The 14,465-nt window shown below is 69.8% G+C and carries 7 protein-coding genes; 3 read left to right on the top strand and 4 right to left on the bottom strand.

Annotation, left to right across the window (positions count from 1 at the left end; all coding sequences use genetic code 11):
- Positions 1 to 2,726, top strand: a 2,726-nt coding sequence (locus EYA84_RS13370; protein WP_394347569.1) for an FtsX-like permease family protein, incomplete at its 5' end; no start/stop codon positions are given.
- Between the two features lie 177 nt (positions 2,727 to 2,903).
- On the top strand, positions 2,904 to 3,797 hold the full coding sequence (locus EYA84_RS13375) for a hypothetical protein (protein ID WP_131053370.1): 894 nt from the start codon (positions 2,904 to 2,906) through the stop codon (positions 3,795 to 3,797).
- Positions 3,798 to 3,875: 78 nt separating this feature from the next.
- On the opposite strand, the gene EYA84_RS13380 is transcribed toward EYA84_RS13375, so the two are convergent.
- The 4 genes from EYA84_RS13380 to EYA84_RS13395 all read right to left on the bottom strand — a co-directional run bounded on the left by EYA84_RS13380 (position 3,876) and on the right by EYA84_RS13395 (position 12,930).
- Positions 3,876 to 11,582 carry a hypothetical protein gene (locus EYA84_RS13380; RefSeq protein WP_131053371.1) on the bottom strand — a complete coding sequence of 2,569 codons (7,707 nt, stop codon included), beginning with the start codon at positions 11,580 to 11,582 and terminating at the stop codon, positions 3,876 to 3,878.
- A gap of 248 nt (positions 11,583 to 11,830) precedes the next feature.
- Positions 11,831 to 12,259, bottom strand: coding sequence for a type II toxin-antitoxin system VapC family toxin (locus tag EYA84_RS13385; protein WP_236145745.1), 429 nt, complete (start codon positions 12,257 to 12,259; stop codon positions 11,831 to 11,833).
- Positions 12,256 to 12,501: an Arc family DNA-binding protein gene (locus EYA84_RS13390; protein WP_131053372.1), complete on the bottom strand. Its 246-nt coding sequence runs from the start codon at positions 12,499 to 12,501 to the stop codon at positions 12,256 to 12,258. Before EYA84_RS13390 ends, EYA84_RS13385 begins: the two co-directional genes overlap by 4 nt.
- Before the next feature lie 120 nt (positions 12,502 to 12,621).
- Entirely contained in the window at positions 12,622 to 12,930 is a 309-nt protein-coding gene (locus EYA84_RS13395; RefSeq protein WP_131053373.1) for a GNAT family N-acetyltransferase, read from the bottom strand.
- Between the two features lie 309 nt (positions 12,931 to 13,239).
- On the opposite strand from EYA84_RS13395, the gene EYA84_RS13400 reads away from it, so the two are divergent.
- The coding region (locus EYA84_RS13400) for an AAA family ATPase (RefSeq protein WP_131053374.1) at positions 13,240 to 14,465 on the top strand (1,226 nt) is incomplete at its 3' end.

Here is a 14,465-nt window from a genome sequence, read left to right on the forward strand (position 1 = left end):
AGATCCAGGGCCCAGCGTCCGCGGCGGGCCGGGCCGACGCCGGGGCGTTGCTGCTCACCGCCGCCGTCATCACGGCCGTCGCGCTGCTCGCCGGGGCCGTACCGGCGCTGCTCCGTGCCGCCGCCGACGACGCCGTCCAGGACACGGTCCGCCGCGCGGGCACCGACGCGAACGTTCTCGTGCACGCCGACTGGGAACGCGACGACGGGCCGACCGGCGGCCGGTTCCGGATGTCCCGCCTCGCCGAGGACGTCGAGGACTTCCGCGAACGGGCGGCCTTCGCGCTCGGACCCGACCTGGACGCCGCGTTGTTGCCGCCGATCGCCGTGGTCAACACCCCGGTCCTCACCATCACCGGCGGCAACCTGCCGCGTACCTTCCAGCTCACCTACCTGGCCGATGACCTCGGCGGCCCGGACGTGACCTGGATCGCCGGCAGCGCACCCGGCCCCACGGTCCCCGAGCGGTCCGTCGAGGTCCCCTATAACGGACCGCCCTGGCCGGTGCAGGTCGGCCTCTCCGAGGCCGACGCCGCCGCCCTCCGCCTGGGCCCCGGCGATCGCCTCGCGGTCCAGGACGGCCAGGGCAACGGCAAGGACGTCCGGATCAGCGGGATCTATCGACCCGCCGACAGCGCCGACCCTGCCTGGCGACTCGCCCCGGCGCTGCTGCGTCCCGTGCCCGGTGCCGACGGGGTGGGCACCACCCGGTTCGCCGGTCTGCTGTCACGCGAGTCGCTGCCGGACGCCCGGCTCGCCTTCGACCAGGACCAACTGCGGCGCACCGTCCACTTCGCCCCCGAACCCGGCGCGTTGACCTGGGGTGCCACCGCGACGCTCGCCGGCCAGGTGGTCAAGCTCAAGGCAGCCTCCGGCTCGTCGGCGGTCCGCGACGACTCCCTGAAGTGGGAATCGTCGCTCGACAGCGTCCTACGCGACTCCCGTACCCAGATCAGCGCCGCGTCCGTGCAGGCCGCCGTCCTGCTCGGCGGAGTGCTGACCGCCACGGTACTGGTCCTGCTGCTCGCCGCCGACCTGCTGGTCCGTCGCCGTACTCCGGCACTGGCCGCGGCTCGGCAGCGCGGTGCGGCGCTCCCCGACCTCGGTGCGGAACTGGTCGTCGAGTCCACGATGGTGGCGCTGTCGGCCGCCGCCGTCGGGCTCGTGCTCGCCCGCGCGGCCGCACCGGGCGTCTCCTGGACCTGGGCCGTCCCCGTGGTCCTGGCCGGTGCCGTGGCCGGGCCGACGTTCGGGATCCTCGCTGCGGCCCGCGCCAGCCGCGACCGGCGCCAACCGGCCAATCCGGCCGCGCGGCGGTGGATCCTGGCCACCGGCCGGCTGCGTCGTGCCGCGGTGGAGGCGACTCTGCTGATCGCGGCGCTCGCCGCCGTCGTGACGCTGCACCAGCGCGGGCTCCTGCCCGTCGCCTCCGACGACGATGCCGGCGAGCTGACCGGCGACCTGGTCCTCCCGATCAGTGCCGTCGCGCTGGGCGCGCTCGCCGGCGCGCTCGTCGTGCTGCGGCTGCTGCCCGTCGGAGCGCGGTTCGCGCTGCGCCAGTCCCTGCGCTCACGCCGTCCGCTGGCCGTGTTCGGCGCCGCGCGGGCAGCCACCACGGCCGCACGGGCGCTGCCGCTGCTGGTGCTGATCAGTGCCACGGCGCTCGCGTCGTTCGCGCTCGTCGTCGGCGCCACCATCACCCGGGGTCTGACCGACGGCGCGTGGAGCACCGTCGGTGCCGACGCCCGTCTCGACGTCGGTGCCGACGCCGCGAGCGCGACGCCCGCACTCGCCGAGCGCATCGCTGCCGCACCCGGGGTCGAGCAGGTCGTCGTCGCGCAGGTGACCGACTCGGCGCGCGTCTTCACCGAGTCGACGCCGCTCACCCCACGCCTGGTCGTCGTGGACGCCGCCGCGTTCGCGCGCCTGCTGGCCACCACCCCGCTGCCCGACGCGCCTGCGCTGGCGCGGCTCGCGACACCCGGCCCCGGCTCCGCGGACGTCCCCGCGCTGGTCCGATCGGGCGGCGGCGACGTGCCGACGGGCACCCGGCTGCAGCTGTCACGGGACGGCGGCCCGGCGATCCGTCTCACCTCGGTCGGTACCGCTCCCTCCGTCGGCGGCGCCGGCGACGTCGTCATCGTGGACGCCACGGCCCTCGCCGAGGCGGGGCTGCCCGCCGTTCCGAACACCGTCTGGGTGACCGGCTCCGGTGCGGCGCAGGCCGTGTCGGCAACCGGCGTCGCCGCCGATGTCGTCCTGCGCACGGACGTGCAGCGGGTGCAACGAGCGGCTCCGCTGACCGCAGGGACACTCCGACTGGCGTGGACGGCCGCGATCGTGGTGTTGGCGCTGGGACTGCTCGGCCTCACCCTCGCCGCCGCCGCGGGTGCCTCGGAACGGTGGCAGACCCTGAGTCGGCTGCGGACCCTCGGCCTGCGGCCCCGCGACGCCCGCTGGGTCGCCGCCGGAGAACTGTTGCCGCCGGTCGTGGTCGCCGCGGTGTGCGGCCCGCTGCTCGGGGCCCTGCTCGCGCACCTGACGCTCAGCCCGCTCGAACTGCGGCTGCTCACCGGTCAGGCCGCCGATCCGGCGACGGTTCTGCCGTGGTGGCTGCTCGGCCTGTTCGGTGCGACGTTGGTGGCGACGGCCGCCGCAGTCGTACCTGTCGAGGCGGCGCTGCGGCGACGCGACCGGCTGAGCGAGGTCCTCCGCGCCGGCGAGTGACCGGCATCCTGGTCGACCGTGGTGCCGTGGTTCATCGTCGCGTGGTGAAACACGAACCCACCCCATTGAACGATAGACTTCGATATTTACCGCAAGTAACATCACCTTCACCCACGGTGTGGCGACGGGTGCGACACCGGCCTCGCGGCACACCACAGCCGGATGCGGAGGTCGGAGATGCAGGACGAACAGCACCGTCGTCGGTCGGTGAGTCGCCGGGACGTGATGCGGGGCGCGGCCGTACTCGGCGGTGCCGCCGCAACGGTCGGGTTGGCCGCACCGGGCAGCGCGACGGCGGCTCCCGGCCCCGCAGCGGTACAGCCGGCACGGGCCAGCCTGGCCGGGCTCGACGACTGGCTGGGCTCTCTGGTGCAGGTGGCGAGCGTGGCGGCGAACGTCCTGCCGATGCTCGTGCTGGCGCAGCGGGGGCAGACCTCCGACCCGTACCAGACCGGTGGCGTGCAGTTCGAGGTGATCAACATCGATGGTGAACCGAACCTGTACGCGCACAACGTCTCCGGTGACGACGTGGGACTCTCCTACACGTTGACCCAGTCGGAACCGGCGACGAACACCAGCGTGTACCAGCCGCTGCCCAAGGGTGGCGCGTACAAGTGCGAGCCCGACCTGCACGCATTCACCGACGGCCAGGTCTTCGTGGCCCCCAACCCGGCCTCCACCGGGTTCACCGGTGGGCTGGCCCGCACGCTGAGTTTCGCGGTGCGCGGCCTGACGATCGGGGCCGTGGTGCAGGTCGTCGGTGGCGTCAAGCTCTCGGTGACCAAGGACCCCGCGACCGGATCGTTCACCGCGGTCATCGAGGCCACCGGCACCCCGAAGACGCTGCGGGCCCAGGTCGAGGCGACCGGCCCGGACGGCAACGTGGTCCGCGCGGTGTGGGACGCCGCCAGCTCACCGAACCGGCCGAACAACGACACCATCAACCTTCCGCTCCCGGCCGGGGTCAACCTCGACCCGGTGGTGCAACTGCTCCAGCTCTACGTGGACCTCGACGCGCCCGGACTCGACGCGGTCACCGCCGACCGCCGCAGTCGGGTGGTCTACCTCTGATCGATTCGCTGCGCCGACCTCGTCCCGCCAGGCGGGCTCGGTCGCTCAGGAACGGGCAGACGGTACGGCGCCGGCGCCTCAACAACTCGCGAGCGTCTCGGTCAGCACCTCCAACAGTTGCCCATGTGCCGGCGCCGGACCGTCGATCCACCCAGGAATACCGTTCACCGAGACCAGGTCACGCAACTCGTCCATCCGGGGAATCCAGTACATCCGGTGTTCCGGGTTCGCCTCGCAGCAGGCCACATCCTCCAACGCCTTCCCCCAGGCACCCACGGGCCTCGGCTTGGCGGCCTGCTCCACGGCCTGTTCCACGGTCATTCCCAGCGCCGTGGTCACCCCACCGAACACGGTCGCGTTCCACCTGCCGTCATCGACTCGCCCCCGCTGCTCACCGAGCACCCCTGCAGCGAGAAGCCCTGCCCGATCACGAGCTCGCGGGTCCAGATACATCAACCGCAGCAACCGGTCATCCCAGGGCTTACGGTGCGACGGATCGGGCTTCGGCTCCAGATAGTCAAGAGCGAAGGTCACCGACAGCGGCCCCCGCACCCCGTCGAACGGCTCCACCACGGACGGTCCCGGAGCGCGATACCGGGAGTCGGCCGGATCGACCGCGCGACCGTTCTCCCCCACCAGGTCAAGAATGGTCTTGAAGACCGGCAGCAACCGGTTGGCCGGATCCTGTTCACTCAACTGCACCAACTCCTGCCGGATCTGCGGATGCAGCAGATCGCCGGTGTTCTCCCGGAGGAAACTCTCCGCCGCCGGCCAGTCGGGCTGCGCCAACCACTGCGTCAGCACCTCGGAATCGGCACGCTGCACCGCATTCGGCGACACCTCACCGGCGACTGCGAACGAGGCCATGCTGAACGCCCGGGCCGACCAGTGCACCACACCATCCGGACCGACAACCTGCCACCTCGCATCGGGACCCGCACCATCCGGACCGATCACCGGCAACCCGTAACGACCGACCACCGTCATCACCTCGGAGACCAGCCCCGTCGCCACCACCAGCGGCTGCTGTCGACGGCGGCCGAACTGCAACAACACCATGCCGAGGGCAGACAGCACCGCACTGCGTGGCCCCAGGCCCTCGCCCGCATCGACCACCACCACCGGACGCGCAGACGACCGCGCCGCCACCACCACCGCCGAAGCCTGCGACCACTCCCGCCACCGAGCCATCTCACCCACCACCACCACACCCCGGTCATCGGCTACCCCACGGCGACCACGGCCGACCGACACCTCGGCGACAGCGGCACTCTCGTGAGTGGCTGCCACCGACTGAGCGCTCACGGGCGGGCCGAGCGAGACTGGCTCCCCACGAGGATTTGCTCGGCCGCCGTCGTGCTCAGGCCAATCGTCGGAGACCATCAGGTAGTTGGGATCACGCCACCCGTCCACCACCACCGGGCCTACGGCAGCCGGGACAAGAGCCGGATAGGGGTACGTGACCATCGCCTTCCGACCATCACGCCACCGCACCCATACCGTGGTCGCGTCGAACCGATACGCCACCACGGCCCGCGGCGATCTGCCACCGATCCGCTGCCCGAAATACACCATGAGCTTGTCGACTGACATCTGACCCGCGGCACTGATCGTGCCGAGCCGGGCCGGCGTCGCCTGCTCGCCCGGCTCCTGCGGCCAGCCCTCCACCACCACGGGCCTCCGTTCCGCCGGATCGAAGACCGGGTACGGGTACGTGACGGTGGCCTTCCGACCATCGGGCCACCGCACCCACACCGTCGTCGCGTCCACCGTGTAGTCGACCGTGGCATCGGGATAGCGCTCCCCGATACGCACGAACCGGTTGTTCGCCTTCAGAGTCCTCTGCTTCAGGGCGGCGCGGACGAACCGCGCCGACGGGTCCGGTTGGCGTGACCAGCCGTCCGCCACCAACGGACCGGCAGCAGCAGGATCGAATACCGGGAACGGAAAGGAAACCATGATCTCCGTGCCACCACCCGGTGAACGCGCCCACACCGTCGTCGCGTCGTATCGGTACTCGACCTCGCCCCCGGCCGCGAAGTGTGCGCCCAGCGACACGTGGCGGCCGTCGAGACGCAGCTGGCCACCGCTGTCCGGCTTACCGGACCGAGTTGCCGCCGCCAGGTCATCCGGCTGCTGCGGCCAGCCCTGCACCAGGGTAGGCGTGGCACCACTCGTGCCGAAAGTCGGGGTCGGGTAAACGACGATGGCCTCGTTGCCATCCGGCAGCCGTACCCATACCGTCTTGTCGTCAGTCCAGTACTCGACGGTGCCGCTTCCGTGCCTCGGCCCCAACTGCACGACGCGACCCTGGATGATCAATTTTCCGTTGCGGAGATCGCCGGTGGACGCTGTCTCCTCGGGAGGCGGCCAGCTCACCCAATTCACCGCCGGCCGGACGGTCGCGTTCAGCGGCTCGTCCAGATCCATCGGAACGGGCGGCGATGCCGCCGGACCATCGCCCCACTCGGGCGAGAGGTCAGAGTCCATCAGATAGTTGGGATCACGCCACCCATCCACCAGTACCGGACCCGCAGCAGCAGGATCGAGCACCGGGTGCGGGAACGTGACCATGGCCCTCCGACCATCACGCCACCGCACCCACACGGTCGTCGCATCGAATCGCAAGCCGACCAGGCCCTCGGTCGACTTCCCATCGATTGTCTTCCCCAGCGCAATCGAGCGCTCGTCCACCGACAGATGACCGCCGTGCGTCACGGTGCCGCGCCGGGCAATCGCTGCCTCTGGGCCCGGTTCCCGCGGCCAGCCCTGCACCACCACCGGCTCCGCACCCGGCGGATAGAAGACCGGGTACGGAAAAGTGGCCATCGCCTGTTTGCCACCCGGCAGAGTCAGCCACACCGTCGTCGCGTCGAACGCGTACAGAACCTGAGCATCGGGGTACTTGTCGGCCCCGAACTTGACCCGCCGGTCGTTGACCCACAGTTCTCCTCGTGACAGCTTGCCGGTGCCCCACTCCGTCGTCGCGTCCGGCTGTCGTGGCCAGCCGTCCTCCACCGAAGGTCCGGCAGCAGCCGGGATGAGAGCCGAGTACGGATAGGTGGCCATGGCCCTTTCGCCACTCGGCAGAGCGAACCACACCGTGGTCGCGTCATACCGGTACTCCACCTCGGTACGACGGTATCTACCCACAGACACCTTGCGGCCGTCGATAACAAGTCGACCCGCACTGTTCGTCATGCCGCGCCGAGCCGCCGTCGCCTGCGTACTCGGCCCCCGTAGCCAACCATGGACGAACGTCGATCTGGCGCCGGGCGGGCCGAACACCGATTGCGGGTAGACGACCATGACTCGATCACCGTCAGGCAGAAGCACCCACACGGTGGTGTCGTCGGTCCAGTACTCGACCCAGACGTTGGCGTACCTCGACCTCGTCGACACCTCACGGCCCATCACCATCAGGGTCCCGGACGAGAGCCTGCCGGCGGACGCCGTCTCCTTCGGCGGCTGCCACCGCTCCTCACTCAGCTGACTCGGCCCGCCAACATCGCTTTCCGCGCCGCCCACACCCACCGCCGGCGCTGCCGGGGCATCCACCATCGATAGATCGGCCAGATTCACCACGGACATGGGGGCCGGGTCCATCGTGCCGCCCGGAACTGTGGCACCTGCGTGACTCGATCTCAGCCGCACGTCGCGGCCCATGACCGGCAAGTTCCGGTTGCGGATCTTGCCGGTGGATGGTGCGCTCTGCGGCGGCTGCCACGGATCCTCCGTCAGTTGACTCGGCTCGCCATCGCTGGCTTCCGCGTCGCTCACACTCGCCGCGGGTGTTGCGGGGGCATCCGCCAACGACGTGTCGGCCGGATCCACCACTGACACAGCATCGTCATCAGCCGTTCCGTCCAGGTCCATCGGGCCGGACAGTGACTCCTTCTCACTGTCGTGCCACATGTCCGCCCGGAACTCCTCGTCCTGGCGAATTACATCGAGCGAGACCGGATCCTCACCCTGATCCACCGGGCCACCGTCCCAGTCGGCAGAGACCATCAGGTAGTTGGGATCACGCCAACCATCCACCACCACCGGACCCGCAGCAGCCGGGGCAGCAGCCGGATAGGGGAAAGTGACCATGGCTTTCCGGCCGTCACGCCACCGCACCCACACCGTCGTCTCGTCAAACCGGTACGCGACCGGTCCCTGGGTCGATGTCCCACCGATCTTCTTCCCGAAGTACAGGAGGAGCCGGTCGACTGAGATCTGGCCGAAGGCACTGACTGTGCCGAGTCGGGCCATCGCCGCCTGCGCGCTCGGTTCCCGTGACCAGCCCTCCTCCACCTCCGGCTTACGGTCAGCCGGGTCGAAGACGGGATACGGATAGGTGACCATGACTTTCCGGCGATTGGCTAAACGCACCCATACGGTCCTCGCGTCATACGCGTAGTCGAGCGGGCTGTCTGGGTACTTCCTCCCCAGTTGCACGACACGGTTGTTGACACGTACCTGTCCCTGCACCAGATTGCTGCTTCTGAACTCCGCCATCGCGTTCGGCTGCTGCGGCCAGCCCTCCACCATCAGCGGTCCCGCGGCCGCCGGGTCGAAGATCGGATACCGATAGGTGACCATGACTTCCCGGCCGTCCTGCGAACGCACCCACACCGTCGTCGCGTCATACCGGTACTCGACCTTGGTTTTGGCCTCAAGGTGACCGGCCAGCAGCACGACGCGGCCGTCGACAGCGAGTCGCTTCTGCCTGTCCAGAGTGCCGGGACGAGCCGCCGACGCGAGCCCACTCGGCTGCCGCTCCCAGCTTCCGATCACCGTCGATCGATCGTAACCGGAGCCGAAGACTGGATTCGAATAGACGACCATGGCCTTTCTGCCATCCGGCAGAAGGACCCACAGCCTCGTATCGTCAGCCCAGTACGTGACCTCGGTATCGCCGTACTTGGTTGGCAGCCGCACCGAGCGACCCTTCACGGTCATCGTGCCGCTATGGAGCATTGCGGAGGACGCTGCCTCCTGCGGAGGCATCCAGCCATCGCTCCTCAGCCGACCCGGCTCGCCACCGCCCACCACCACGCCGGTGGATCCCGGCACCGGCACCACCGTCGCCTGCAGTGATCCGTCCAGCTCCATCGGACCGCCGCCCGGCTCGGGCCAGTTGTCAGAGACCATCAGGTAGTTGGGATCGCGCCAACCATCCACCACCACCCGACCCGCTGCCGACGGACCGAAGACCGGATGCGGGTAGGTGACCATGGCCTTCCGGCCATCACGCCACCGCACCCACACCGTCGTCTCGTCAAACCGGTACGCGACCTGGCTTTTGATAGGGCTCCCGTCGTGTGTCGGCCACAACGGAACCTCCCGCCCGTCGACATCCAGACCGTTGTCACCGGCGGTCCCGAGCCGGGCCATTGCCGCCTTCCCGCTCGGTTCCCGCGGCCAACCCTCCTCCACCACGGGACTGGCACCAGCCGGGTAGAAGGCCGGGTATGGATACGTGACCATGATTTGCTGTCCACTCGGCAAGATCAGCCACACCGTCGTCGCGTCATACGTGTACCGGAGATCGGCATCGGCGTGAACGTCGGACCCGAGAACCACTCGTCGGTGGTTCACCCAGAGTCGACTCCCCGACATCTTGCCGCTGTGCCACGTGGCCGTTTCGCCCGGTTCGCGTGACCAGCCGGCCTCCGTCACCGGCCCGGCCGCCGCCGGGTCGAAGACCGGATGTGAGTGGGTAGCCATGATCTTTCTGCCATCAGGCAACAGCAGCCACACCGTCGTCGCGTCGTACCGGTACTCGACCTCAGTCCCGCCGAGGCCGTTCAGCGTTATCCGGCGACCGTCTACAGAGAGCCGACTCTTACTATCCGGAATGCCTCGCCGAGCGGCCGTCGCCTCCACGCCGGGCACCCGCCGCCAGCCCTCGACTATTCTCGTTCTGGTGCCACGCAGACCAAAGACCGGGTGCGGGTAGACGACCATGACCCGACCGCCATCAGGCAGCTGAACCCACACCCTCGTGTCGTCGGTCCAGTACCCGACCGTGGTGCTACGGCTCACCGGCCTCAGCTTCACGAGGCGGCCCATCACCGCCAGTTTCCCGGTGGTGGAGAGCGTGCCGACAAACGCCGCTCTCTGCGGGGGCTGCCAGTGCTTGTCCGAGTCGAGGACCGGCGGAGGGACCGGATCGACCACCGGCAGAAGGGCCGGATCCACCGTCGCGTCCACGTCCATCGGTACTGGCAGCGAGGCCCGGTCGCCGACCCACATACCCTCCCAGAATTCGTCGTCCTGGCGAAAGTCGTCGCCCGGCATCCCGCTGCCCCCACGCAGCCGGGCCCGCCATTCACCGTCGACCAGGCGAAAGTCCCCGGTCCGCTCGTTGGTCTCCGGATGCAGGCCGTGGACGCCCGTCCCATCGACAAGCACCGGCACATCGAGCCAACCCGGGTCACCGCCTCCTGACTGCCGCACCCTGATTTGGCTGACCAGACCTGTCGGGGTCATCTCAACCCCGAAGTCAGCCGCGATCCTGGTGAGCTCGGTGATGCGGGCGCGCAGCCGGGCGATCTCCGCCTGCAGGGTTCGCTCCCGCCCGGTCAGGCCGGCAGCCCCAACCGAGGCTGCCGCACTCCCCGCGTCCCTGACCGCTCCGGTTGTCACCATCTCAGAGCGCAGCTTCGTCAGTTCACCCGAGCGTTCGATCAACATCCGACGCAACTCGGCGAGACGAGGTCGCACCACGTCGGAGACCTGACCGGACGCCGGAGCGGATCGGGCCCGCGCGACGATCGATTCTGTCGCCCTGGCCGGTCGAAGGCGCCCGCCAGCGCTGTCCAGCAGCACCGCCGTAAGGCCGCCGCGCAGCGCGGTCAACCGTCGGTCGTCGATCGATCCGATGAGGGTTCCCGCACCCTGCGACTCCAGGGCCCCGATCCACCGCACCTCCGCGCCGTCCCCGAGCAGCCACGCCACCGTCGGCGCCCCACCGGGCTGCCGCAACCACGCCAGGGCGACCGAACCCGGGTTGTCTCGCAGGGCGTCGAGCAACACGGTGGCGTCCACCGCCTCCGGAGCCTCACCGACCACCTCCGGCAACTTCGAGACGGCGACCGGCAGCACCCGCCGCACCAGCTCCGCCGCCTGCGTTTCAGTGCCGGCCCACGCGAGGTGGACAGCGGCAGCCAGGGACCCTGGCGGAATCGCTACCCGCAAGCCCTGCTGAATCCCCGCCAGGTCGGCCAACACCCCGTCCAGCCGCCGCCGACCCGGTTCTTTGCCCGCCACGACACGCGCGTACGCCGCCTGCACCACCGCCCGTCCCGCGACCTGCGACCACGGCAACACGCGTACCGCGTCGGCGTCCGGCCACGACGACTCCCGACCATCCACGCCGACCGGAACGAGCCGAGGCGAACGGGCGCTACCCACCGGCACCTGCACCTGTATCCGGTACAGATCGGCCAGGCCGCCCAGTGCCTCCGGGTCATCCGGCAGCGGGCGTGGTCCCGTCGTCCAACGATCGATGTCCCATGGGACCAGCACCATCTCATCGGCAAAGGGCTGCCCGCGCAGATGGTCCAACCCCACCGCCGAACGCGGCGACTCCTCGATGAGATGTACCAGCATGCCCTCGGCTGGTGGTGGCGTGGCAATCGACACGGCCAACGCGGTCGAGTGGCGTTCCTGGGTCATCGCTCCGGTCAACACGAACCGGCCAGGAACGGCCATGATCTCTTTGCAGACGTTTCCGCCGCGCACCAGGTACCTCGCCTCATCGCCGTCATCACCGAAGCGACGTGACGCCGGCACGCCTCCCCACCGGCCAACATGACATCCCTCGGCCGGACCGCCGAAAGTCCCCATTCGGGCCGCCGGGTCGTCCCCGGCATCGCCGGAATCTATGTCGACAAGGGACACACATCCCTGATGGGCGCGGCCCGGCGCACGGACCGGACGGTGGGTGGTCTCGGTTCAGCTCACGGTCTTGGGCTGCTCGACCTGCCAAGGTTGGGGACCGTTTCACACGTGCCGCTGATGTGGCAGACCGAACAGTGGCTTCAGGCGGACGGCTCCTGCCAGGGATCGACGACGCCGATCCCCGTGTCGGTGAAGTCCTTGGTGTTACGGGTGGCGAGGGTGGCAGCTTGGGCGCGGCAGATGGCGGCGATCTGGGCGTCGAACCCGTCGATCGGGTGGCCGAGCCTGTCCCGCCCGGCGACGACGTCGGCATAGGCGCTGGCTGCGCCGAGGTCGAAGGGCAGCACTTGGCGGGGAAAGGCGGCAAAGATCTCGTTGGCGGCCTGGTGCAGTGACTCCCGGCGCTGCCCTGCCGGCAGCCGCGCAATGCCGTAGCGGATCTCAGCGACAGTGATCGCCGTGGTGTACAGGCCGGCACGCGAGTTCCGCTGGATCCACGCGAGAACCACCGGTGCGGGCTCGGCCCGCATGAGTTCGGAAACGACGTTGGTGTCCAGAACGATCATCATTCGGGCAGGCTCGCTGCGCGGGGTGATGTCGACCGAGACGGCAGCTCCAGTTCGACGCCCCCGAGTCTGGCGAATCGATCAGTGAGTGCGCCGAATAGGTCATTCACCGGCGCATCCTCGGCGACTGCCCTGGTGAGGATGTCGCGGATCTCGGCCTCCATCGATCGGCCATGCTGCGCAGCGCGACGGCGCAACTTCTCCCGCACCGCGTCGTCGAGATCTCTGATGCTGAGCGCTGCCATCACCATCTCCTCACCTGAGACAATGAGAGCAATGCTAGCACGCAGGTCAGGCGGCCGCCTCGATGCGCTCAGAGCGCACGTGGTGTATCGCTGACCGGTATCGCCGCCGCGCCCTGCCGGTCAGTCGGTGACTCTGCTGCGGGACTGGTACACCAGGTCCCGGTACTCGGGATGCCGGGCGATCCACCCCGCGATGAACGGGCAGGTCGGCAACACCAACAGACCCGCGGCGCGGGCCTCGTCCAGACCGGCACGGGCCAGGGCCGCGCCCACTCCTCTGCCCTCGTACTGAGGCGAGACCTCCGTGTGCACGAACGCGACCAACTCCGCGGTACGGATGTACTGCGCGAAACCCGCAACCGTGGACTCACCCTCCACCCGAGCCTCGTACCGGCTAGCTTCGGGAACATCCTTCACATTCACTGCCATACGTCCTCCAGTTTTCGGTGTTGCTACGAGCAGTGACACCACGTCACCAGCGTTCGTGACACCGCGTCACTGACGCCTCGGACGTGTCCGCGCTGTCATGGGTGACGCGCCCGACGCGGTCGAGCGCGAACGGACCGATCCGCCGGGAGAAGCAGCGGTCCGGCCGGAAAGGGGTCACGGATCGAGTGTGCCGCAGTGTGGCCGACGCGGATCGGTCGGTCGATCGGTCGTCCGCGATGGGGCAGACCGGGCTATAGCCTTGAAAACGGCGGTGCCATCACGGCCGGGCGCGACATTCTGGGGTGGGACATGGAGCTGTTCGGACGGCGCGCCGAGACCGCGGTGCTGGACCGGCTGCTGGATCGGGCGGCGGATCGCGCGGGTTCCGGGCTCGTGCTGTGGGGTGAGCCGGGCATCGGCAAGACCGCTCTGCTGGGGTACGCCGTCGAGGCGGCGTCCGACGCGACGGTGTTGCGGTGTCGGGGCACCCGGATGGAGGCAGGGCTCGCGTTCGCGGCGCTGCACGAACTGCTGTGGCCGGTGTTGGATCGGCTGGAGACGCTCGCGGTCCCGCAGGCTGCGGCGTTGCGGGGTGCGTTGGGCATGAGCCGGGACCCGGCCAACCGTTTCCTCATCGGCGCCGCCGTGCTGTCGTTGCTGTCCGGTCTTGCGCGGGAGCGACCGGTGCTGGTCGTGGTGGACGACGCGCAGTGGGTCGACGAGGCGAGCGCGCACTGCCTGGGGTTCGTCGCTCGTCGAGTGGCGACGGAGCCGGTCGCGGTGCTGCTGACCGGACACGAGGATCCTGCCTCGGGGCCGTGGGAGGGGCTGCCGACGTTGGAGATCGGCGGTCTGGCCGACGACGACGCCCGCCGGCTCGTGAGCGCCGTCGTGCCGGAGGCCGACGCGACGCTTGTCGAGCGGACAGTGCAGGCGGCGGGAGGCAACCCGTTGGCGCTGCACGAACTGCCCGCCCTCGATCACGAGACCGACGGCGATTCGACGCTGTCGCCGTCCGGGAACGCGGTGTCGGTGGGGCCACGGTTGCGGCGGGCATTCCGCGCACGGTTCGAGGCCCTGAAGCCGTCGACCCGGGCGTTGCTGCTGCTGGCTGCCGCCCAGGGTCGGGGCGACCGGCACGTGGTGCACCGGGCGGGGGCCGGTTGGGGCGTCGACACCGCCACCTGGGACGCGGCCCTGCGCTCGGGTCTGCTCCGTGCCTCGGGTGCCCGCCTGGAGTTCCGGCATCCGCTGATCCCGGCAGCCGTCTACGACGGTTCCCCCTTCTCGGAACGGCAGGCGGCGCATCGGGCGCTGGCCGAGGCTCTGCCGCGGGACGCCACCATGGAGCGGGCCTGGCACCTGGCGGCCGCTGCGGACGGGCCGGACGAGGACGTCGCCACGCTGCTGCAACACGCCGCCGAGGAATGTCTGCGACGCAGTGCGGGTTCGATGGCGGCGCGGACTCTGTGTCGGGCCGCCGAGCTGTCGCCGGAGCCGGGGGACCGGACGGTGGGTGGTCTCGGTTCAGCTCA

The organism is Verrucosispora sp. SN26_14.1, assembly GCF_004307965.1.
GTDB lineage: Bacteria > Actinomycetota > Actinomycetes > Mycobacteriales > Micromonosporaceae > Micromonospora.